Genomic DNA, 22,184 nt, shown 5'->3' with positions numbered 1-22,184 from the left:
AGATTTTAGGGTTAATGGTTTTGTAAGTTATATGTACTTAACGTTTTAATTCAAATTTTGTTCCAATGCAACAGTCGCTGGCTCAACTATTTCCCATTCCAGCTTTTCCTCCTCAGGATGCTTGCTCACTTTAATGACCGAACCTTTCTTCAATTCACCTGAAATGATGTATTTCGAAATCGGCCGGCGCAGTAAATTCCTGATCACTGCCGATAACTGCCGCGCGCCATATTTAGGCGTAAAGCCATCCAGTGCAATCATTTTTTTGGCATCTTCAGCAATCTCGAAAGAGATGCCCTGTTTAGCCAGCGATTCAATCAGGCTCTTCAGTTGAATTTCGAAAATCCGCACCACATTACTTTCATTGATTGGCGCAAATGGTACAATTTCCGAAATACGGGCCAGAAACTCCGGACGGAAATGTCCGGCCATCACCTCCATCAGCTCGTTGGAAACAGGTACGTGACCCTGTGCAATCTGCTCTGCAATCCATTCACTGCCGATATTCGAAGTAAAAAGAATTAGTGAATTGCTGAAATCGCCTTCTTTACCTAAACGGTCATGCATGTGGCCTTCATCCAGAATCTGTAAAAAGGTATCAAACACCGAAGGGTGGGCTTTTTCAATCTCATCGAAAAGCAAAACAGAGTAAGGTTGCTGGCGGATTTTATTCACCAGTAAACCACCCTCCTCGTAGCCAACATAGCCCGGAGGCGCACCGTATAATAAGGCAGCACTATGCTCTTCTTTAAATTCCGACATATCAAACCGGATCATGGCTTTTTCATCGTTAAACAAAAACTCCGCAATAGATTTTGCAAGCTCAGTCTTACCGGTACCCGTTGGGCCCAGCAGAAAAAATGAACCAATAGGCTGGCCCTTTTTGTTTAAACCACTCCTCGATTCCAGAATTGCGTCAGAAACAGCTTTTAAAGCCTGATCCTGACCGACAACTCTTTTCTTTAAATACTGCTCCATATTCAGCAGCTTTTCTTTTTCGCCAGCCTGTAGTTTCCCCATCGGAATTCCGGTTTTGTACGACACAATCGAAGCAATGTCCTGTTTCGTGATCCTGTCGCGTTTATCGGCCGCATAAATTTTCAAATCATCTAAACTATGTTGCAGGTATCCTTCAAATTCTTCGGCAGTTTCAAAGGCATCGGTTTGGGTCTCATCCGTCAGTCGGCCCAATAAAACCGGACTAAGTTTATTCTGAAGCAAACTGTAAAGCCATTTATAGTCGGCAAACTTTGCAGCCTCATCCAAATTCTCGCCGGCCCGCAATGTTTCAAGTTCCGAAGTCAAACCCTCAATAGCACGGTCCGATGTATCATTCATCATCTTCATCGCAGCCATCGTCCGGTCCAGTAAATCGAATGCAGAATCAGGCAGCCTCCGGTCTTTCATATAGCGTTTAGCCAACCGTACGCATTCCGATAAGGCATCCCGGTCAATACTCAACACATGGTGCTCCTCATATTTTACAGTCAGTTTCTCCAGCATTTTGATGGTACTTTCTTCATTGGGTTCATTTACCTGTAAAACTTCAAACCTCCGGCTAAAAGCCTGCTCAGGTTCAATAATCTTCCTGTACTCATCAATCGTTGTTGCACCAATAACCGTTATTTCTCCTCTGGCAAGTTCCGGCTTCAGCAAATTACCAATACCCGCACCCACCGGGCCTTTACTGTCGAGTAGTGTATGTATCTCATCGATAAATAATACGGCTTTAGAAAATTGCTTAATCTCTTTGATAATGTTTTTTAAACGGTCCTCAATTTCACCTTTGTAAGATGCACCCGCAATGAGCGAACCTAAATCAAGTTCAAAAAGTTGCACGTGTTTTAAACTTTCAGGAACATTACCCTCTACTAAATCAAGTGCAAAGCCATCTACCAACGCTGTTTTTCCTACACCCGCGTCGCCGGTTAAAATCACATTCGGTTTGGTTCTCCGGCACAAAATCTCCATCATCATCCGCGTTTCTTTATCTCTTCCGATAATCGCGTCTGTTTTTCCGTCCCTCACCTGCTGCAACCGGTCAATACAAAATTTATAAAGGGCATTGCCCGTGGTTTTGGAATCCTTTACCACTCCCCCCTTTTCAGGCGATACGGCACGGCTGATCTCTTCGTCTTTAACATATAAATCCAGAATCTCTCTTTCCTTAATCGGAAACGACTTCAACTGATCGGCCTTAAAGCCCACACCAGCTTTACACAGTGCGGTTAAAACACAAACAGGGGTAACCAGGTCTAATCCAAGTTTAATCCGCACATTGTCGGCCTCTTCAAAAATCACAGCAATCTCCGGCCCGCCAATAACCTGTTCATTTACATTGGCCGTTTTCTCCAGTTCATCAATCCGAACTTCAGCCCATTCGCTGATGTATTCTTCATCCTTTCCAATCGAGCTTAAGAACGACCTCAATCCCACATCCTTATGCATCAGTCCCTTCAGCAGATGGGCAGCAGTGAAACGCTCATTCCGGTACTCCTTCGCCAGCGACTGTGCAATATGCAATGCCGTTTTAACCGACTCGCTTAAATTTGTAATGGCCATAGCTATTTGGTGTTCGGCGTTAAAGCCGGGTTAAAATTGTTTTCGGTAATGTAGTAATAGGTTTTTCCGTTCGATAAAAACTGCTGCTCCACCTGGGTGGCATGCTTTATTTGTTGCACCGACTGGCTCAATAACTTAATGTAAGCTTCAAATTGTGGCAAAGGCATTTTTGAGCTGTTTTTCAAATCCCCAACCGTATATTGGTTCAACATTTCGTTTGATACCGGTAAACCGGTTACCAGCTTAAGGTAGGCCGCAAGTGTCATGGATTTAACCGTACCAGATGAAACTTTCATGCCCAGAAGCTGCTTCGGAAGCTGCGTGTAGTTCTTCACCAGCTTGCTCCTGAAAGAAGACAGATCCTGCTGAAGATTCTCACCCAGCATGACCGAGAAAATATCTGTAATCTGCTTGTATTCCATATCATTTAATACAATGGCATACTGCAGCGAACCACGGTTGTTTTTCACCGCATCGCCCGAAAAATTGCCTGCACTAAAATATTTAAACGCATTATGCGGCATATGATCCGCAACTTCCGCACCAACGGGCTGATTCAACATACCCTCCACATCAGCCGATAGGTTCTTACGTGCAATACCGGTTAAACGGAAGGCACTGTCCAGTGAGCTGATCTGCGTATAAATATCCATATTCGTTTGCTTCACAAATCGCCTTAAAGCGATACCCATACTCTGATTTGAGTTTACCGATCCTTTAGTCGGGAAAACGACCCCGCCCTGAATCAGACTATTGGTAGGGTAATCAAGGTAATAGGAAATAGAATCCTGCAAACTCGTATTGTAGGGTTGAAACGTTTTCAGACCTTCTCCTTTAACCATAATACTTTTCCGGTAATCGGCTGCCCGGATCGCCGATTCTGAAACCAACTTACGCGACTGGATGACAAAATTGTTGAACGATTGATTAAAATCACTGTAAACCTGCAAAGCCAGTATTCTTGCGTCTGCCACGGCTACCTGCTCGCTCAGCTCATTAATCAGGTAATTGTTGGTGCCGCCCGAGTCACCGGTGCTGCCTACAAGAATAATCAGGTTGGTTTCATTCTTTTTATTTTTAAATAAGTTTAACCCTGCTTTAACCGCGGAGAATACCGGCTGATCGGTGATCTCACCGTTGCACCTGTCTGTATTTTTTGCCTGGTTAATCAGAAACGACATCAGTTCACGGTAATCGTTCTGGATGTTGTTTACAAAAATACCCGGAACCGAACAACCACCATTTCCCCTGTAAACCACACCACCATAACTTACCTTGGTACCATGGCCGAAATCATTCAATATATTTTCAAACGAAGAAATGGTATTGGTCATGCCCGAAAAATACTTTGTCATCGCACTCCCCCCGTCAACTACAAATACCACATTAACCTTATTCTTGTTTTTTCTTAAGTTAAGGTAATCCTGAAACGTTAATGATGAACCGTTGATCGTTAAAAGCCGATTATCCTTTTTATTATAAACATCATTTGCCAAACCAACAGAATAAGTACCGTCCTGATCGGCTAAAACCGGAACACTCCTCAATATCAGGTTCTCAGGCTGCAATAACGGATCAACCACAAACTTTCCGGCTCCGCTCAACCCGCTTTTAATCGCGGTCGATGCTGAATCGTCTACATCATAATTCCCAGGTTTGTTTGAGGTGATGTACAAACGGTCTCCCCAGCTGTGCACTGCCTCAGCCGATACCCATCCATAAATGCTCCTCAAAGCACTGTCGGCAACCAGCTGATCAGATGAACCAATCAGATACTTTTTACCGTCCTCACTCTTTTTATAGATATAGGCAATTTCATGCAAACGAACCTTGGTCCTCCGGTCTTTCAGTTCAGGTGTATTGTAAACCAGAATAGAATCGGTCGTATCATAATAAAACTTAGCCTCACTCAATGGTGTTTTACCATTGATGATACCAATTGCTTTCTCGGCATAACCATTTTTTTGGTTCGAAAAAGAACGTTGCCAAAGCAACAACTTCGATTTAGGAATCCATCCGTAACTAATCGCACTTTTTTTGTCATTAATCTTTCTTCCCCTGATCATCCCTGCTTTGTACTTAATTAGCTTCAGGTAGCCATTATCTTCTTTCGAAACATAAAATGGCTCCATAAAATTCAGCTTTTTCATAATTAAACTTCCACCGGGTGCAGTCGTGGTGTAGTTATCATCGCGATCAGAAAATACAATCCAGGGCAAACTGCTGCCGCTGGTACTTTCATTTACATTAATCGTTTCCGAAGGTTTTTCATATGATTTAGGCATGTACTTCACTTTCTTTCCGAAAGCAGCAGGCGATTGTGCCTGCACCGTAAACACAGCTAAAAGAAGTATCGAGAGTGCATAATATTTTTTCATAGTCAATACAATGATATTTGAGGTGAGGTGTAGAGTTAGGGTTAGTTTCTGGCCTGAATGTCTGCCGAATTAGTGGCTGGTGTGGGTTGTGCGGTAGCAGAGTGTTGCTTAATGCTTACCAGACTGGCACAAGACGAGTTAGGCTTGATGGTGAGCTGCGCCTCATCAACGGCAATCTCTCCACCGAAGGTTAAGCCCATACAATAAGAGTAAATATCAGTCTGTTTTTTCTTTCCGTTCATCTCCACATTTACCGTTACTTTTTCATTGCCACACATGTATTTGTTAACCAGGTAATAATAATTGTAATTGAAATCAGCACCGTTGGCAATAGCCTGTAACCGTGCCCGGATATCGTCGATGGTTTTGCGCTCGCCATCACCAGGCGCCACCAGATCCTGAACGATTTCAGAATTCGGATCGGTAATCAGAATGGTGTGGTAAATAGGTCTCGCACTTTTATCTGATCTTAAGCGTACCACATACTTCCCAGGTGCCCGGTAGGTATAAAGTGCCGTTTTACCTTTCACATCCACCCTTCCAGTTTCACCAAACGACCACTCGAAATTCTTACCCTCGCCATCCCCTTCCAGCCTTACTTCCTCGTTCACCACACCCGCTGTTGGGCCGCTGATCGTAAGTACACTATCCACAATGCTCCGTATGGTGTCGCGCACATTTACAGGAAACTGTTCTCTTAACTCGCCGTCAACAGTAAGCCGCACAATATATGAGCCGGGTTTTGCATAGTGATAAGAACCATTTTGCGTATTCGATTTCTCCCCGTTCCCAAATTCCCACTGCCATTTCGCAGCCTTTGGTGTATTATCGGTATATACTAAATCTTCATTTAAATAAATTTCGTCTTTTAAAATTCTTGCTTCAATTGATCTCTTTTCAAACAGAGAACTCTTAAAAAGGAAAATCAGGCCACTGAGCAGTAGTACAGCAAGAAGAATGTACAAAATCACGTAGCCCTGCGAATTCGAGTTGACCTGTTTGGTGTTTGTGTCAGACATATTAGCGTTTTTATAGGTTGATGTTTATTTTTTATTTTTGGGTAGATATGGTTTGCTGTAGTTGTCGCCGGGAGATCACACAATCATCAAGACTTCTTTTTAGCCCTTCAACATCTCTTAAATTGCCTTTCAATTCCTGTTTATCATAAAACAGAATGTCGTAAAGCTGAGAGGTCTGAATAAACGTTTTGTATCTCGAATCGGCCGCCCTCCTCTCATAAGCCGCCTTAATTGAATTAAGCTGATTCTGGATATCACTACGCAGAAAAACGGCCTGCACATTAGGATCAAAACGGATAATCTGCTTGTATGAAGAGTCAATTGCGGGCATGGTCTCTTTAACCATATCTTCAAAAGCCTGATTTTCACTGATTTTTACTTCAAGCTCCTGCTTCGATATCTCATAGCGCGACTTTGAAGTGTAGAATATGCCGAAACTCAACAGCCCGACGGCAATCACAAAAAGTGCACAGAAAAACAAAAACTGCTCTCTTCTCTCTTTTAAACTTAATTTTATCATGTTCGTAAATTAACGGCCAAAGCGGCCACTGCGAATTCGGGTAACGGCAGTACGGTTTGCTTTTAAACAGTGATCGAGCTGATCACGGTAACTTTCAATGCTGAAGCGGCTGTCTGACAGGGAATCCTGAAGACCTGCCATAGCACCCACATTATTATTGAGCTTATCATACAGGTCAAAACTGATACTGGAATACGGTTTTTTAGCGATCAGGTCTTTAATCCGGTAATTGGCATTCTGAATTTCGCCCAGCAAAATACCCTGTTTGCTCAATTCATCTGCATTGTAATTCCGGTATTTGGAAAGCTCTTTAAAACGTAACAGAATCAGATCAAAATTGGTATTGATTTCTTTCCGGAGCGAAGAAAGTTGCTCCGTTTCTTTTACTTTCTGCTCCAGCAAAACATACTCCTTATCTGATGCAGCAAAAAAAAGATAAATACAGCATAAAGAAAATGCCGTTAAAAAAGTAAAACTGAGAATGAAGCGCCAGTAAGAGCTTCGGATTTCGAGTGCATTAATAGGTCTCATAGAGAGTGGATATTAATTTATTACATTGTTGTAAAAGTAATCCGACGTCTCCCTTCGCTAAACCCCTCACTGAAATTTCGGATTAATTTTTGATCTATAACAAAATCAGGTTTTCGTTGTTTTAAACTAAAACGTTTTTTATTGTTAATGATTAATTTTACTTTTAACAAACACTAAGCCAAATTCCCAATGTCTGAAAATTTTTATGCTAAGCCTTTTCGTTTTAACAAACTTTTCCTCGATGCTGATCTTCAGACTACTGACCTCGGAAAGTCTATTTCGAACCACCTGGAGCTGATTATCTTTACTCGTTACGGAGAAAACCGTTATAACCACAATTTCGGTTGTGAGATATGGGATCTTGATTTCGAACTCATCGTGAGCGAAAGTATATGGGAAGAAAAATTCCGTAAATCTTTACAGAAGTCCATCAGTGAATACGAAACCCGCATTTACCAGATCGAGGTAGAGGTGCGGATTACCGAAGTCGAAAATGTATATCCCCTTCGTAAAATTACTGAGATCAAGAAAAAGGTGGATATTAGTGTCCGTGGTCTGATAAAGGCTACAGGAGAAAAATATTTTTTCAATATCGCACTTTTTTTAAGCCCACTCTCTACTTAATAAATTATCGCCCAAAATATTATACACATGAAACCAGGTTTTTATTCATCAAAGGAAGAAATCAGAAACAGAATCTTAAAAAATGCCGAAAATTTCTGGAACATCAAAGACAGTAACGACTTCGATCCCCTCATCAAACTGATCATCGACGCCTTAAGCAACGAACTTTTCAATGTAACCAATGATGTAAGGAACCTCGAAAACAGAATCTTTGATAAAATCAGCAGGATTCTCGCACCGGATCACCTCACCTCTGCCCTCCCTGCCCATGCTATTATCCAGGCCAGCCCGCTCGAAAATGAAGAACTCATTTCCCTGCATACGCAATTCTCCTTTAAAAAGAACATTCAAAGCCAGGAAGATGATAAAACGAAAAACAAAAAAACCGACATCTTCTTCAGTCCGCTCCATCAGGTAAAATTATTGAAAGGAGCCGTGAAATACGTAGCCACCGGCAGCCTCATCCATAAAATAGAACAAAATCAAAGAACACCCCTTGCAGGCAACTTTGCCAGCGCTACCCTCGAAAAAAACACGGTATACATCGGACTAAACGGCATCAAAGACTGGATGGAACTGGATAAATTAAATTTCTTTTTCGACTGGAAAAACTACGCAGTTCCCGACAATACCTATGATCTGCTCGCACTCGGAAAGTGGTTCTATCAGGATAATCCGGTCAGCGCCCACACAGAGCGTTTTATGGATGATCATTCTGCATCTAAAGTCAATGCGCCTTTCCACCATAAGCAATTACTGAATCTCATAAAAGCCGATGTACTCCATTTCTACAGCAACAGATTCATTACCCTGGCAGATTTAAATGACGTGGTGTCAACCGGCTCAGAAAAATGGCCTGCAGATTTTAATCAGGTCTTTCAGCCCGCAACATTACAGCAGCTGGAAAATGTACTCTGGTTAAAACTGGTGCTGCCCGCATCCATTACACAGGAAATGTTGAATGAACTGCATATCACCATCAACGCCTTCCCCGTAGTAAATAAAAAACTCCACCAGATTAAACACCGCCTCAAAACCATGAACAACGTCATTCCAATTAAAACGGAAGACCTGGAGCATATGCTGGCCGTGGAAAGCTTGAGAGATAATAAAGGAAAAAGTTATAATGAAATCCCTTATACCAACGAAAATGAAAAAGGAGATGGCTCTTTTTCTATACGATATGGAGGTACCGAACGTTTCGATACACGGAATGCCAAAGAATTGATGGATTATCTATTTGAACTCCTCCGCGACGAGAAGGCCGCTTTCTCTGCTTACGGACCAGATTTCTTAAGCACTACACTTAAAAACCTGGAACAGAATATCGCACTCATTGAGCAGAAAAGCCGTTCTGCGCTTCGCGCTGTGAAAGAGTTACCAAGCTACATCATCCTCAAACCTTTAGACGATGCCGATATCGTATTTCTTGATATCTGGGTTACACAGGCGGAAGAAGCCAATAAAATCAACGCCGGGAACAAACTTGCAGCTTATAACAATCCGAAACTAAATGCAGAAAGCATACAATTTCTTACCCAAACCAAAGGCGGCCGCTCAAAACTTACAGCAACCAACAGGGTGCAGGCCTATAAATATGGATTAACAACGGCCGACAGATTAATTACCCGCGCGGATATCATTAGCTTTTGCAAGTACGAACTCGCTGATAAAATTGTAGGGGTAACCCTGGCAAAAGGCTTAATACTCGATAATAAGCCCAATTCAGGCTTTATCAAAACCACCGATATCATCATCGAACCAGCCCCCTTTTCAGGCTTATCCACCGAAAGCTGGAATGAGCTGTTAGACCTCACACTGTCGAAAATAAAATTAAGAAGTACAATGAACATCCATTTCAGAATGATGCTGAAAACGCCCGGGTATAGCTTTGCCTGATGTACATCAGGCAATAACTTCGTTAGAGAAATACGGTGAATCCCAGATAGGCATTTTCACCGTCTTCACTTAAAGTTGTTTCCTGAAAATCGGGGTCGGTGAGTAAATCTACCTGCACCTCGGTTTCAAGGGGAACCAGATAACTTAAAGCCATATCCATAATCTCCCGGTTCTTTTTTCCAGGCATAAACCCAACCAGTTCGCCAGGTAAAGCAGGACCTATACTGATGTTCAGCAAATCATAATCAGGCATAAAATCATTGCCAATAATGGTATCAATCCCCAAATCACTTTTACCAAGCTCCATTTGCATATCATCAGCTACAGGTTCCGGTTTAACGTGACTGGAAATATCCGAAATCTGAATCGGGATATTAAAAAGTGCAGTCAGCACCTGAGAAACAAAAGGAATATCGTTCCTTCGGGTTTGTATTTCCGGAAGCAAATGCATCCAGATAATACTCTGCTCTTTATTAAGCAAACTAAACTCATCCCAGCTGTTTTCAAAAATCAGATTAAGGTGCGGATAGGTGGTTTTCTTATCCAGTTTATTCTCGTATAATTCAGCAATCAATCGGGCATGGTTCAGTTCGGCATCAAAAGGACTGAAAAATAAACGCGCTTCTTTTTCTTCTTCCCTCCGCTCCTTAATGTCTTTAATCATCCCCTCCTCATCCATCCCCGAAGAACCTCGCGGCGGACGATGAAACAGCCCTTCGGGCAACATATCATAAAGTCCTTCCCTGTTTACCGCTATGCGCACCCGGTCTTGCCGCCTGCGTTCACTGTAATACTGCTCCGTCTCTGCAATGTCTTTCGAAAAGGCCCGTTTATCGCCCCCAATGGGTAAAATTTCCAGCGCATCCGGATGGACTACCTCTCTTTCTATCAGGTCGGCAGCATGTACCACTGCTTTGTAATCGGTAAAAAGTTCGTTATTTACAATCTTTGCCTTTTTCATTTAAACATTCAGCTAGCTTCTTTGTTATTCGTTAAATTTATATTATCACTAAGACTAAGGATTAGAATCATTTCTTAAAGATACTATATTTGCAATACATCTTTACCTAATTTAACAATGGACGTTCAATCATTTTTTATACGTTATCTCTTATTTCCTTTAATTTTTTTAGTATCCGCAGCGGTACTTTCCATCATCAATAAGAAGAATCAGTTTCTCAATAACAAAAAACTGATCGTAAGTGTTCTGCTCACAGGCATCATTTTAGCATTGCCCGGCTTTTTAGGTTTCCTCAATTTTAATTTTATGCCCTGGGGATACATCATTTGCTGCATTTACTATGTTTTAACAGGTATTTTAATGGTTTACCTGCTCTCTAAATTTTATGCTGCACCACTCCTCGATCGCAAAGTATTTATTTTCTTTGCCGCATTTATCTCCGCATTATTAGCCGTATACCTGTATCAGCTTGCTTTCAACTGGCTCAGCGATGTCAATTTTGGCTGGTGGGGCGCAGGCAGTATCTCCTGGTTTTTCGTACCCCTCATTTTCTGGTGGGCCTATGTAGCCCTGCTCAATATCCCTTCAGAAATTTACAAAATCTGGAAGTATCCTGACGTTCCGCTGGATATCAATATGGATCACATCGATTTCAATAAACTCCTCGTTCTTGAACTGGAACTGTATAAAAAAAGCAGCGATCCTGAACCCCTTAAGGTGAAGGTAAAAGCACCGGCAAACATGAACTTCGGCGTTTGGTTCCATAAGTTTATCGACGATTACAACCTCAAGTTCGCCAAAAACCCTGTCGAATTCCGGGACGATCACCAGGATGGGTACCGCTGGATCTTTTTTGTGAAGACTTCTTTTTTCAAACGTAACCTCTTTATCGATCCCGATCTTGATATCGCTCAGAACGGCATCTCAGAGAAAATGACCATCTACGCCAAACGGGTATCTGAAAACGTTAACGTCGCTCACGAGACCGGAGAAAGTGCTATCTTTATTTAATCTCACCTATAAAAAACATTTACTATGATTAAGCCTTTGAGATATAAGCCGATTAACTGGATAAATGGAATGAAACTCTCCAGCGGGCATTTTACCAGGAGCGACCTCTACCTCCAGGATTTTGTGCGCGATGCGGCATCTCTGCACCTCAATAACAGTAATTACGGTTTTCTACCCCCTTTTGCGGGATACAACAGCTCCCATGAAATCGAGATTACAGAGAAAGCAACAAATCACATCGAAATCAGGGTTAAATATTGTAATGCCGTAACCCCTGAAGGTTGCCACATTGATATCCTCCAGAGCGATGCCATCGACAACCTGGTGCACAATCATTATTTCGGACAGTCTGAACCCCGCAATTATGTAATCCTCCTCGTCGTGAATCCCTTCAACCGGGTGCCCGCAGGAATTCCTGATCCTGAAGAAAGCCCCCTGAGATATCCCGAACTGGCAAAAGCTTATAGCATTGTGGTATTACCTGAAAGTGAAATCGCCAGTCAGTTACCCGACAACTACTTCCTTACCATAGGTCAGGTATACCATGAAAATGGCCGCCTGACCATCAACAGATCATATATTGCACCTAGTGCAACCATCACCAGTCACCCAGCTTTAATCCGATATTATGAAACGTTCAGTGTTTTGCTGAATGATCTGCAACTGGCCTCTTTCAAAATTATCGACAAAACCGGAGGGAGAGACAACATCACTCCCCTGGGCAAAAATATCCGCCTCATCTCCGAAAAAGTGGTCGACTATATTGCCGCTATTTTTTACGATTACCGCAATGTGGCACACCGCGAATCACCATCCATGCTGGTAGGTTATTTCTCCAGCCTGGCGCACATCTTCTTCACCGCGATCAAATTAATCGATCCGCGCGAAAGGGAAGAACTATTAAAATATTTCTACGAATGGAAAGATGTTACCCCCGGTAATTTTGAAGAACTGCTTGCTAAAACCATAGAGCTGGTGTACGACCATAAACAAATCAACCAGTCTATGGTAACTGTAAATGAGTTTTTATCGGTTCTGGTAGCCCTATGGAATAAGTTGAGCGGACTGGAATACATCGGTCAGCGCAAAGAAAACATTGTAGTTGCCGAACAACAGGTTGTACACCAAGTACAGGCCCGCAAAACATGGACCTTATTGGATTAATCTCATTTCTTTAAAGCAATAAAATATAAAGCAAATGGCACAAAACGATAGTTAGCTATGCCAATATCGTTTTGTGCCTTCCCTGCCGCTACTTCCAAATTGACTTCACTGAAAACACTTCCAGCGCCTTAACCTCAATATTGGTCCCCCAGAAACGAAAGCCCTCTTTATTCTGATCGTCTGTTTTACGCTGCATTGAATATGAATAAGCACCACCATCAATAAATACCTCTATTGATGTTTTGTCAATATAGATGTCAGCAGATAGCTCCATGCTCGTCCGGTCTTCCGGAGAATAAAACATCCCTTTTACCAGATTAAAATTCATATCATAATCCAGTATCTTTTGCCCGTTTAGGCTAATACCTGCACTCGTCGCATGCGATAATTTAATTTTAGCTTTGATACGAAGTGTGCCTGCATCTGCAAAGGGTTTTAAATGGCTGTTTGCCTCATCAGCACTTAAAGCCGACCATTTATCCACCGGAGTAAACAGCTGTTCAGTCTCTTTAACAGGCTCACTGAATAGACGTACACCTTCTTTTGTTGTTTTCAGTTTCAGTTCTGTAGGCAACAGCATCATACCATTAAAAGGCATGCCCGGGTGATTCACCCTGCCCCAGCCAATCTGAATACGGCGCCCATCTGATTCAGGAATATTGGTAAAGGTTTGAGCAGCATAAATCGTTCCGGTAACATAGTAGTATTTCCCCGCTTCCGGTGTAAACTTCTTGCCGTCAAACGACCCGATCATATAATTATTCGATGCCCCGTACATCACCCATTCCGTTTTGCTTTTATCCCCATCAACAGGCAACTCAAACAAATCCGGACACTCCCAGAAACCGGTTGTGTGGCTTTGATACGTCCAGTCTTTTAGGTTATCCGAAGTATAGATCGAATGCCCGTCGCGCTCATTTAAAACCATCACCCAATGCTTACCCGGTTTATACCAGAATATTCTGGGGTCCCGAGTATCGACGCTGTTCCATTTTGCCTTCGAATCAATAACCGGATTCCTGCTGTACTTCGTCCACGTCCTGCCTTTATCCAGACTGTAAGCAATACACTGCGTCTGTTTATCAGCTGTATTCGCCGTGTAAGCGGCTACCATTGCCGGGGTTTTTCCTTTGTTGAAACCAGCAGTATTCTGATAATCAATTACCGTCGAACCCGAAAACATCGTACCCAAATCATCCGGAAACAAAGCGGTAGGCAACTCCTGCCAGTGAATCATATCTTTACTCACCGCATGTCCCCACGACATATTTTCCCACTCTCTTTCATAAGGGTTATGCTGATAAAAAAGGTGGTACTCTCCTTCATAAAAAATCATTCCGTTAGGGTCGTTGATCCAGCCCCGTTTGGTGGTAAAGTGAAACTGTGGACGGTTTTTCTCTTCATATAAAACATCCTGTCCATCAATTTCGTCAGCCTGATAGATTTTAGTCAAGCCACTTCCATCGCCCTCATAACTGATTTTAATCGTTTTCCCTTTCAAAGCACTTACATCACAAAAAACCCAGTATTCGGGAGAGCCATTCGCTAAGCGAATTACAAACGACCGCTCTTCTTTACCATTCACCTCAAAAGTCATCTTTTTTCTTTCCTGCTGCTGCGAAATAGGCAAATTCAGGTATTGTTTTGTCACCTTGATGGTAAGTTCTGCCGCATTTATCTGGTTACATATACCGAGAATCAATACAGTAACGAGGAGTTTGACAGTATAGGTTATGTTTTTCATATCAACTAAGTTATCTTTTTTACAACAAAAAATCAGGATGTAATCTCCTCTTTTTTTGCTACTTTAGCATTATATTCCTCCAAAGGTTCCATCAATATCCCTGATGATCACCTGCTTCAAAACACATCGATTACTCTACCTTTTCTCTACCTCAAGTCTACCCCCTGTCCACCTCCGGTCTACCCCAACCTCGAAACAACTGCAACACAACTCCGGGTCTACCTCGGGAATGCTCCACTACGAAGGCTTTTAGCACCGCCGGGGACTGCACAAGGTTACCCCCTGCTGCCTCCAAAATCGTCAGCACACACCAAAACGTGGCCACAACAACACCCGTAAAATTCCCGAAATTGACCTTAACTTGCCTGGGAGTTAATACAGTAGATGGCTGAAGAGCTCTCAAACCTTGCCCGAAAACGAAAGAGGCGCCCCCAATGACTTGGGTAGCGCCAGAGAACGTGACTATAATTAAGATTAGTGGAAGACAGCGATGTCGTTAAAAAATATCTTGCTGAAATCTGCTACCACACCATCGCCTCCATACCTGATTTTCTTAACCAAGGCACCGGTTGAGGCGTTGTAGATCAGCAGGTAATTAACGGTTGAGGCAGCCCCATAGCCCTGAATGCCATTGACCACGATATAATCCTTATTCCGGTCGTAACGGATAGCACCATAAATCATAAAAGGAGTGTCAGTAATGGTAATGAATGGCTGACTTAAAGACGATGCATTACCATCAACATATTTATAGATAGAAGTTCCTGAATGGTAGAAAACTGCATTCTCCTTAGTCGATGCGGTGAGCCTGGTAGGTGCATCAAGACCAAACGTACCTACAGCTACCGGCAATGCCACACCCGCAGTATCAAGATTGTTATCAATCGCTATCAAACGCGAGCCGGTAGATCCCCATAGTTTGCCATTTGGAGTCTGCGCAAATCCCCTTGTAATATTTGAAAAGCTTTTTGCAAGCGAGTAATTGCCCGCAGATACAATTTTAGCGCCGTTAGATTGTAAAAGATAAATATAATCACCCTTCTTCCACATGTCGCCGGTATTCACTGCACCAACCGCAGCTAATTTGTTCTGGATCGCCAGGGTGTTCAGATCTATCTGGTAAACGCCATCGTTCGCACTCACCAAACCCCTTGTGCCATCTACCTGAATGATGCTTCTCCAATTACTGGATTCCTGTACATATCTGGCCTCCTCCTTTAAAGTGTATTCATTTACCTTTACAATAGGCCCGTTCACTTTACACAGTAGGTAAATGCTGCCATTAATTATCGATGCAAACTGAAGGGTAGAAGTTTTAGCCGTGTTAGACAATATCTTTCCAGGATTTTCTTTTTCGTAAGCGCGTATGGAAAGGGTATCATCTCCATAGCGGTAAAAACTTACCGCACCCGAATTCTGAGCATAAGAGCCCTCGCCAATGACAAAAAAACCATTTTCGTATTTACGTGCAGCGCTATCTGAAACCGGTTCGGCTACGTTGTCCTTTTTACAAGAGTAGAGCAGCGAACTCACCAATACAGCACCGATTAATAGTTTTTTTGTGTTAAATTGTTTCATCTATTTATTATTTTATTTTAAAAGCTTCAGATCTGCAGCGCCACCAAACTCCGTTGATATTTCGCCAATATACCTCGACCGCTCATTGCTCAGGTCCGGATGAAAAGGGTTTCCATTATTGTTTTGCGCAGTGTATACCTTCACAAAGTCGACCGCATTTAAGGTTACCCTTTTCCCTGAAGCATCTACCGCCCAGTCGATATCAAATGTATTGTAACCCCTGCCCAACTTTTCCTGTAAAGCCAGGTATTCGCTGGAGCCATTATCAGTATAACCATATGCCAATGGTTTATTACTAATGATTGCCCCGGCCACTAAAGTGTTTTTCACCAGGGTACCCGTGAATGAGATGGTGCTGTTAGTTGCCCAGGACGGGAAATAATCCTGGCTGTGGAACTGGTTTCTCAATACCAGCCCCTCCTTACCCTGGTTATCTGTCCACCGGATATCATCACTCAGTGTAGCAGGCTTGTGGTAGGTAATGGAATAACCTTTAATTGTTGTCGAGGCATTATATTCACTCCCCGCAAGCTCATACCAGGTATCATCAGGTAAACCGTTTTTATTTTCATCCTTCATCACACAAACAATTCCGGGCTCAGAGAATTCCATACCCGAAGCAATCAAGGGATTGCCATAAATTCCCAGATCTGCCCCCGAACCATTTTCAACCGGATGATCAAAACCAAAAACAATAAAACCACCGTAAGCCCCAAGTGAAACCAGGCCGTTGCCCGCGCTACCGATCAGAATATCTGTTTTAACCAGGTCGTTGGTAAACTGTCCGGGAGCCTGTTTGAATTCGTAAATCTTATTGATGTAGGGAGATGAATGAACAACCGGATTCTCTTCCTCCTTTACCTCGCTCACCTCTTTTTTACAGGAAATAAGCAACATAGTGGACAGAATCAAAATTCCGGGAAAGTTGATTTTCATAGTATAAGTATTTACGGCAGCTGAAAAATACACACGCGTAAAGCAGGGCATCATTCAAATGCTCAATCTCATCGGCAAAAACAGCGACAAAACCTGGTTAAAAAATGATTATTAAATTCAAAGTCTCATTGTTAGTCCCAATCCCCGAGGACTACAAATCATAATGCAATTAGGCAGGTCTCCTGACTTACGTCCGATTTTCTGCCTTCCCATCATGATTTGAAACACGAAAGTGGCGAGAATAGAAAATCGTTATGACGCTTACAGTTGCGGGACAGTTGCGGAGTTTCACCGCATTCCCTTTTAATCCCGAACAAAGCCGGGAACCAAAAGCGTGGCAAAGGTAAAATTTAATCTTTAATACACAAACGTAAAATGCGCAGGAATATCTCCGGTAACAACCGACCATTTCTTCTTGCCATTGGGATCGAAACAATAAAGTGTACCCGGCGTAACATAATCCTTTGCATCGCTTACATACACATCTTTGGTGTTGGGATCAACAATAATCCCGTAAGGAATTTTTATCTGCGAATCAGTCCCATCAGTAATAAATTTTCTACTCATAACCGTTTCATCCTTAACGTTTATCATCGAATAGCTAATGGTATTTTTTTGTTGAATATAGCTCCACTCAGTGGCATAAATGTAAGCGGTATCATCGTCAATCCACAGATTACTGGCTGCAATGTCAAAAGTCTTTTTCACCTGATCTGTCCGGGTGTCGATCACATATAACCTCGAAGGAATGTGATAATAGTCGCCCCGCGAAGTCACATATAAATCGCCATAGCGGTCTGCTTTTAACCTGCTTAAATTAATGGCTACGTCAATCCTTTTGATTTCGGTAAAGCTGTTCAGGTCGATTACGGAAATAGTCCGCTCATAATTCGGCGGACTATAGCCACCTGAATTGGCGATATAAAGTTTTTCTCCAACGATCGCCATTTCCTCTGGCTGCCGCCCAACGTCCACTTTACGTTTAATTTCAAGCGTACCAGTATCAATCTCCGAAATGTTACCATCCGGCGCATTCGGATCGCCCACTTTACCCAGATAAGCACTCACGTAGGCTTTGCCTTTATTGAAAGTAATGTACCTGCAGTTGGTAATGTCAATCTGCTTAATTTTCTTAGCTGTTTTAGCATCCAGAATCTCCAGCTTATTGGAAACATTAACCACAACATATAGCTTCGATCCATACACGCCAATATCATTCCCCACATCACCCAGACCTTTTACAACTTCAGGATTGGCTTGTCCGTAAATGTTTCGCCGGTATACACCAGTGCGCAAATCAACATAATCAAGCGATGCCTTATTCATGTTCATATTGCCTTCGTTCAGCACGTATAAACCCTTCACTACACTGAGTGGAGTTGCAGGAAAAGCCGTTTCATTCTGCTCGGGGGTAACGCCTGGGTCCTTCCTGCATGCCCCCAGCAACGCAACAAAAAGGACACTTAACACCAATGTTATTTGGTTTTTGATCATATCGTAAAGCTTATTTTGAACCGGTAAAACCGGCGTGGCATAGGGAAGTTTGCAATCATTTCCCGATCCTGGTTAAAAATATTATTGACTTCCAGGTTCATTTTTACCGGCCTCCCCGATATCTTAATGCCGTAGCCCAATCCAGCATCGTGGGTATACCAGGGCTGCATATAATTGTAAACAGCGTTGTTCGCCGTACTCAGCTGATTGTACCGGTAACCTGAATAAATATAACTGTAATTGAATTCCAGCCTCTTCCAGTCCAAACTGCATACAAATGAGCCACTATGAACCGGAACATAAGGAATATTGAACGGATAAATTTCCCCATCGGTAACATCCCTCGCCTGCTGAAAGGTGTAGCTGATGGATGCATTGACAACAAGATTCTGTGCGATTCTCCAAACCGTTTGAATATTCGTCTCAACGCCCTTTACCGCCACTTTACCAATGTTATACATCGTCCAACGATACAGATTGGCACTCGGCACCGCCACAATCTTATCCTTAACTTCATTGTAATAGGCATCTGCTTGCAGAGCGAATGAAACCAGCGCTACATTTGCAGGTTTTAAAGTGTAGGTAAAACCCAGATTATACTGATCGGTAAACTCAGGCCTGAGCAGTGCGTTTCCAATAAAGGTATAATACAGGTCATTAAAAGTAGGAAGTCTGAAAATGTTCTTGTAAAATGCGCGGAACATCAGCTTTTTGCTCCCAAAGGGATGATAGGTTGCCATCAGTGTCGGACTAAATTCCTGTTTATCTCCGGCGCTGCTATACACCTTCACCCGGTCGAAAACAAATGTACCCAGCAACGATGCCTGAAAACTAAAATCATTCAGCTTGAATTCTGAAGCCAATGCAGCCAGCACGGTGTGCCTGGTGGGATATGTAAAACGATACAGGTTTGCATCCAAACCATTCCACTGATAATCGGCAGATAAAGAAACACCCCATCCTGGTGAAATGAAATACCGGCTGGCACCTGATAAATAGATCTCCTGCTGTCTGAATCTATTATCCTGGAATCCATCGAGTGTTACAAAATCAGGATCCAGATAACGAAGATAATCGTTGGCATACTTTGCATTGACCATCCAGGCATAAGTCTTGTTTTCATTGCTTTGAAAATGTCCCTGAATAAAAAAATTCCTGTCCCACTGCCGCTGATGATAATCGAACCTGTTCGCTACAATTGCTCCCGGCAATCCCCTTTCAGATGAATAAGCGTAAACCTTTGCCGACCAGCTTGAACTATCCTTTAACACTCCGGCAAACCCAAGCTCTGCCCTAAAAGCATTAATATCCGTGTTATTACGGCGGGCAGTGGTATCATAAACACCATTCGTATATCGAAACCGGTATTCACCATTGGCCTTCACCCACTCGGTGCTCAAGGAAAGTGCCGTATGGTTTGTTATTTTCTGATCGTATAAAACCGAAGGATTGATAAGGCCGAAGGATCCTCCTTTCAGACTCCATCTCACCTGACTCATTTCATCACCGGCTAACTGCGGCTGCCGGCTGCGCATGTAAATCGAACTTGCCGATGAGAACGCCTTTGCAGGCTGAAGGATCTCACTTTTTTGTCCGTTATACAGCGATACTTCTTCCATGTTATCCAAAGAAAACCTGCCCAGATCTACCTGCCCGTTCTGGGCATTCCCCATTTGAACGCCATCATAAAAAACAGTGGTATGGTTACTCCCCAGGCTCCGTACGTTCACGGTTTTCAAACCACCAACGCCCCCATAATCTTTCAGTTGAATCCCGCTGAAATAACGCAGGGCATCTGCAACAGAAAAACTATTTAACCGCTGTAGCGCTTCGCCACCAATCACCTGGGCCGGACTGGCAGAACTATTGACAATACCTGTTTTTTTGCCCTGAACCCTAACTTCCTTAAGGTGGTTGACTTTTGCTGAATCTGCCTGCTGCGCGTAAATGTGGGTACATAACAAACTAAGGCCGGTAATTAAACAGCATTTCATTAAAACAGAAAGCGGCATCTCAGCTTTATTTCGCCGTGAATTACATGCCGGTTCCTTTATCACTTGAGTAATCGGGCTCGTAACGATAGGATTTAAAATATAATTGAATAACAGATTCTGTATCTAAACCCCAATTCCCGAGGGCATAAATAACCAATACAAGTGGCAGGTCTTCTGACTTATCTCCCGGTATTTCCAGCCTTCCCGCGCTGAAGACAGCACAGTGGCAAACTGAATAGAAATCCGTTATGGAGCTTACAGCTGCGGGACAGTTCCGGATTTACACCGGATTCCCTTTTAATCCAAAACATCAGTTGAGGAACCAAAAGCACGACAAAGGTAAAAATATCTGGCTGCTTACTAAACAAAGCCCGGATTTTTGAGTAAAAAAAAACGCAGCCTGGTTAGGGCTGCGTTTCAAAAGAAAGCAGTTAGTCTTTATGCTAATTTAACGTTTACCGCGTTAATACCTTTTTTACCATCTTTTACTTCGAATGTTACTGAATCATTTTCTTTAATCTGATCCTTTAAGCCTGTAACATGAACGAAGATTTCGTTCTTACTTTCATCATCAATGATGAAACCAAAGCCTTTCGACTCGTTGAAAAATTTTACTGTACCTGATGCCATAATAATGTTTTAATGTTTACTGTATAGGTTTGATTAGGAATGCAAGATAGAAATTAGTCAGATTGTTTAAAAGAAAAAATAAATGATTTTTTTGTGGATATTTCTCAAAACCACTTTGGGGAATACGTCGTATATGAAAACTATTAGTGTAATGATGTCGGATATCTTAATAAATCATATGCAAAAATCTACTTTTCTTGATCCTTTGTTCAGTTTTTTCGAGAACCTACACCCGGTACCAGAAACCTTAAAACTGGATTATCTGTTGAATTGCAGCTTGATTAACATCAAAAAAAACAAATTTATCATATCCCCAATCGATCATAACGAGTCACTTTTCTTTATTATCTCTGGCTGTGTACGCGGTTTTGTAAAAGACCGGAATAAAGACATTACTACCCGTTTTGCATTCGAAGGCGAACTGATCGGCGCCATCCGCCACCCTGATGGCATTGAAATCCATTCTAAAGAATACCTTCAGGCATTGGAAGACTGCACCCTGATCCGTATTCCCTACAGCGTGATTGAACTGGCTTATAGTAAATATCCCGAAGCCCACATTGTTGGTCGGAAAATATTTTCATTACATTATTACATGGCATCCGAGCGCGCAATACTAGCCCGGATTCCCATGGCTGCCGATCGCTATGAAACCTTCTTAAAATCCGGAGCATGCCAGATGGACCGCGTACCTTTGCGATGCCTGGCCAGCTATCTGGGCATGAGAATGGAGACGCTTAGCCGCATCCGTGCAGCAGAACAGGTGAAATAGCACCACAAAACCTATCGCAGACAATCTCTGTCCATAAAGATGACCTTAGTGCTTTGCGTCAGCAGGAGCATTTGTGGTTGAGTCAGCAAACATTGGAGTGGTATCTGTAGCAGTGCTATCCAACTTCGAGGTATCAGGATATTGATAAGTGCTGTCGGCATTTTCCTGATCAGCTTTCTTTCCGCTGCAAGAAGATAAAAACAGAATGGCAGCGGCAAATAATGTAAAAAGAAAATTTTTCATGGTTTAGAGTTTTTATGTAAAATCATGATGAAGGCATATTTGTTTTAAAATTCTGGATATTCATCCGGTTTTGTCATTTTTAAAGCTTCTTTTTACACCCACAGGGTGTGAAATTTCAATAAAC

18 protein-coding genes and 2 riboswitches are annotated in these 22,184 nt (G+C 42.5%); of the genes, 5 read left to right on the top strand and 13 right to left on the bottom strand.

Features of this window, described 5'->3' with window-relative positions; genetic code table 11:
• Positions 1 to 45: 45 nt before the first annotated feature.
• Genes R2Q80_RS04440 through R2Q80_RS04420 form a run of 5 tightly spaced genes read right to left on the bottom strand, consistent with a single transcriptional unit; the run spans position 46 to position 7,010 of the window.
• Positions 46 to 2,562, bottom strand: a complete 2,517-nt coding sequence (locus R2Q80_RS04440; RefSeq protein WP_316798429.1) for an ATP-dependent Clp protease ATP-binding subunit — start codon at positions 2,560 to 2,562, stop codon at positions 46 to 48.
• 2 nt (positions 2,563 to 2,564) lie between these two features.
• Positions 2,565 to 4,940, bottom strand: a complete 2,376-nt coding sequence (tssR, locus tag R2Q80_RS04435) for a type VI secretion system protein TssR domain-containing protein (RefSeq protein WP_316798428.1) — start codon at positions 4,938 to 4,940, stop codon at positions 2,565 to 2,567.
• 41 nt (positions 4,941 to 4,981) lie between these two features.
• Positions 4,982 to 5,959, bottom strand: coding sequence for a PKD domain-containing protein (locus tag R2Q80_RS04430; RefSeq protein ID WP_316798427.1), 978 nt, complete (start codon positions 5,957 to 5,959; stop codon positions 4,982 to 4,984).
• Between the two features lie 31 nt (positions 5,960 to 5,990).
• Complete coding sequence (locus R2Q80_RS04425; RefSeq protein ID WP_316798426.1) at positions 5,991 to 6,479, bottom strand: type VI secretion system transmembrane protein TssO; 489 nt, start codon at positions 6,477 to 6,479, stop codon at positions 5,991 to 5,993.
• Positions 6,480 to 6,488: 9 nt separating this feature from the next.
• A complete protein-coding gene (locus tag R2Q80_RS04420) occupies positions 6,489 to 7,010 on the bottom strand; it encodes a hypothetical protein (RefSeq protein ID WP_316798425.1) in 522 nt (173 codons plus the stop codon).
• 189 nt (positions 7,011 to 7,199) lie between these two features.
• Between R2Q80_RS04420 and R2Q80_RS04415 the strand changes: the two genes are divergently transcribed.
• Together R2Q80_RS04415 and R2Q80_RS04410 are read left to right on the top strand one after the other, a co-directional pair.
• Positions 7,200 to 7,634, top strand: coding sequence for a GPW/gp25 family protein (locus R2Q80_RS04415; protein ID WP_316798424.1), 435 nt, complete (start codon positions 7,200 to 7,202; stop codon positions 7,632 to 7,634).
• A 27-nt stretch (positions 7,635 to 7,661) separates the two neighbouring features.
• Positions 7,662 to 9,533: a hypothetical protein gene (locus R2Q80_RS04410; protein ID WP_316798423.1), complete on the top strand. Its 1,872-nt coding sequence runs from the start codon at positions 7,662 to 7,664 to the stop codon at positions 9,531 to 9,533.
• Positions 9,534 to 9,555: 22 nt separating this feature from the next.
• Here the strand turns inward: R2Q80_RS04410 and R2Q80_RS04405 are convergent, their stop codons facing one another.
• Positions 9,556 to 10,494, bottom strand: a complete 939-nt coding sequence (locus tag R2Q80_RS04405) for a type VI secretion system baseplate subunit TssG (RefSeq protein ID WP_316798422.1) — start codon at positions 10,492 to 10,494, stop codon at positions 9,556 to 9,558.
• Positions 10,495 to 10,611: 117 nt separating this feature from the next.
• Between R2Q80_RS04405 and R2Q80_RS04400 the strand changes: the two genes are divergently transcribed.
• Both R2Q80_RS04400 and R2Q80_RS04395 read left to right on the top strand, forming a co-directional pair.
• On the top strand, positions 10,612 to 11,505 hold the full coding sequence (locus R2Q80_RS04400; protein WP_316798421.1) for a TssN family type VI secretion system protein: 894 nt from the start codon (positions 10,612 to 10,614) through the stop codon (positions 11,503 to 11,505).
• Between the two features lie 24 nt (positions 11,506 to 11,529).
• A complete protein-coding gene (locus R2Q80_RS04395) occupies positions 11,530 to 12,669 on the top strand; it encodes a hypothetical protein (RefSeq protein ID WP_316798420.1) in 1,140 nt (379 codons plus the stop codon).
• Positions 12,670 to 12,757: 88 nt separating this feature from the next.
• On the opposite strand, the gene R2Q80_RS04390 is transcribed toward R2Q80_RS04395, so the two are convergent.
• The 6 genes from R2Q80_RS04390 to R2Q80_RS04365 all read right to left on the bottom strand — a co-directional run bounded on the left by R2Q80_RS04390 (position 12,758) and on the right by R2Q80_RS04365 (position 21,045).
• Positions 12,758 to 14,413, bottom strand: coding sequence for a 2,6-beta-D-fructofuranosidase (locus tag R2Q80_RS04390; RefSeq protein WP_316798419.1), 1,656 nt, complete (start codon positions 14,411 to 14,413; stop codon positions 12,758 to 12,760).
• Between the two features lie 474 nt (positions 14,414 to 14,887).
• Positions 14,888 to 15,991, bottom strand: a complete 1,104-nt coding sequence (locus tag R2Q80_RS04385; protein WP_316798418.1) for a DUF5074 domain-containing protein — start codon at positions 15,989 to 15,991, stop codon at positions 14,888 to 14,890.
• A 12-nt stretch (positions 15,992 to 16,003) separates the two neighbouring features.
• Entirely contained in the window at positions 16,004 to 16,927 is a 924-nt protein-coding gene (locus R2Q80_RS04380) for a PKD domain-containing protein (RefSeq protein WP_316798417.1), read from the bottom strand.
• Positions 16,928 to 17,081: 154 nt separating this feature from the next.
• Positions 17,082 to 17,273, bottom strand: a riboswitch (cobalamin riboswitch).
• 11 nt (positions 17,274 to 17,284) lie between these two features.
• Positions 17,285 to 18,421: a YncE family protein gene (locus R2Q80_RS04375; protein ID WP_316798416.1), complete on the bottom strand. Its 1,137-nt coding sequence runs from the start codon at positions 18,419 to 18,421 to the stop codon at positions 17,285 to 17,287.
• Complete coding sequence (locus R2Q80_RS04370; protein ID WP_316798415.1) at positions 18,418 to 20,415, bottom strand: TonB-dependent receptor plug domain-containing protein; 1,998 nt, start codon at positions 20,413 to 20,415, stop codon at positions 18,418 to 18,420. Before R2Q80_RS04370 ends, R2Q80_RS04375 begins: the two co-directional genes overlap by 4 nt.
• Before the next feature lie 146 nt (positions 20,416 to 20,561).
• Positions 20,562 to 20,757: riboswitch (cobalamin riboswitch) on the bottom strand.
• Positions 20,758 to 20,853: 96 nt separating this feature from the next.
• Positions 20,854 to 21,045 carry a cold shock domain-containing protein gene (locus tag R2Q80_RS04365; protein WP_316798414.1) on the bottom strand — a complete coding sequence of 64 codons (192 nt, stop codon included), beginning with the start codon at positions 21,043 to 21,045 and terminating at the stop codon, positions 20,854 to 20,856.
• 178 nt (positions 21,046 to 21,223) lie between these two features.
• On the opposite strand from R2Q80_RS04365, the gene R2Q80_RS04360 reads away from it, so the two are divergent.
• Positions 21,224 to 21,817 carry a Crp/Fnr family transcriptional regulator gene (locus tag R2Q80_RS04360; protein ID WP_316798413.1) on the top strand — a complete coding sequence of 198 codons (594 nt, stop codon included), beginning with the start codon at positions 21,224 to 21,226 and terminating at the stop codon, positions 21,815 to 21,817.
• Positions 21,818 to 21,862: 45 nt separating this feature from the next.
• Here R2Q80_RS04360 and R2Q80_RS04355 read toward each other — a convergent pair whose 3' ends face one another.
• On the bottom strand, positions 21,863 to 22,060 hold the full coding sequence (locus R2Q80_RS04355) for a hypothetical protein (RefSeq protein ID WP_316798412.1): 198 nt from the start codon (positions 22,058 to 22,060) through the stop codon (positions 21,863 to 21,865).
• Positions 22,061 to 22,184 lie beyond the last annotated feature (124 nt).

The sequence above is a fragment of the Pedobacter frigidisoli genome, assembly GCF_032678525.1.
GTDB classification, from domain to species: domain Bacteria; phylum Bacteroidota; class Bacteroidia; order Sphingobacteriales; family Sphingobacteriaceae; genus Pedobacter; species Pedobacter frigidisoli_A.
This window is presented reverse-complemented; position numbering and strand designations above follow the sequence as displayed.

Coding starts and splice junctions, on each gene's coding strand:
- R2Q80_RS04440 (WP_316798429.1), bottom strand. CDS start 2,562: ATGGCCATTACAAATTTAAGCGAGTCGGTTAAAACGGCATTGCATATT.
- tssR (WP_316798428.1), bottom strand. CDS start 4,940: ATGAAAAAATATTATGCACTCTCGATACTTCTTTTAGCTGTGTTTACG.
- R2Q80_RS04430 (WP_316798427.1), bottom strand. CDS start 5,959: ATGTCTGACACAAACACCAAACAGGTCAACTCGAATTCGCAGGGCTAC.
- R2Q80_RS04425 (WP_316798426.1), bottom strand. CDS start 6,479: ATGATAAAATTAAGTTTAAAAGAGAGAAGAGAGCAGTTTTTGTTTTTC.
- R2Q80_RS04420 (WP_316798425.1), bottom strand. CDS start 7,010: ATGAGACCTATTAATGCACTCGAAATCCGAAGCTCTTACTGGCGCTTC.
- R2Q80_RS04415 (WP_316798424.1), top strand. CDS start 7,200: ATGTCTGAAAATTTTTATGCTAAGCCTTTTCGTTTTAACAAACTTTTC.
- R2Q80_RS04410 (WP_316798423.1), top strand. CDS start 7,662: ATGAAACCAGGTTTTTATTCATCAAAGGAAGAAATCAGAAACAGAATC.
- R2Q80_RS04405 (WP_316798422.1), bottom strand. CDS start 10,494: ATGAAAAAGGCAAAGATTGTAAATAACGAACTTTTTACCGATTACAAA.
- R2Q80_RS04400 (WP_316798421.1), top strand. CDS start 10,612: ATGGACGTTCAATCATTTTTTATACGTTATCTCTTATTTCCTTTAATT.
- R2Q80_RS04395 (WP_316798420.1), top strand. CDS start 11,530: ATGATTAAGCCTTTGAGATATAAGCCGATTAACTGGATAAATGGAATG.
- R2Q80_RS04390 (WP_316798419.1), bottom strand. CDS start 14,413: ATGAAAAACATAACCTATACTGTCAAACTCCTCGTTACTGTATTGATT.
- R2Q80_RS04385 (WP_316798418.1), bottom strand. CDS start 15,991: ATGAAACAATTTAACACAAAAAAACTATTAATCGGTGCTGTATTGGTG.
- R2Q80_RS04380 (WP_316798417.1), bottom strand. CDS start 16,927: ATGAAAATCAACTTTCCCGGAATTTTGATTCTGTCCACTATGTTGCTT.
- R2Q80_RS04375 (WP_316798416.1), bottom strand. CDS start 18,421: ATGATCAAAAACCAAATAACATTGGTGTTAAGTGTCCTTTTTGTTGCG.
- R2Q80_RS04370 (WP_316798415.1), bottom strand. CDS start 20,415: ATGAAATGCTGTTTAATTACCGGCCTTAGTTTGTTATGTACCCACATT.
- R2Q80_RS04365 (WP_316798414.1), bottom strand. CDS start 21,045: ATGGCATCAGGTACAGTAAAATTTTTCAACGAGTCGAAAGGCTTTGGT.
- R2Q80_RS04360 (WP_316798413.1), top strand. CDS start 21,224: ATGCAAAAATCTACTTTTCTTGATCCTTTGTTCAGTTTTTTCGAGAAC.
- R2Q80_RS04355 (WP_316798412.1), bottom strand. CDS start 22,060: ATGAAAAATTTTCTTTTTACATTATTTGCCGCTGCCATTCTGTTTTTA.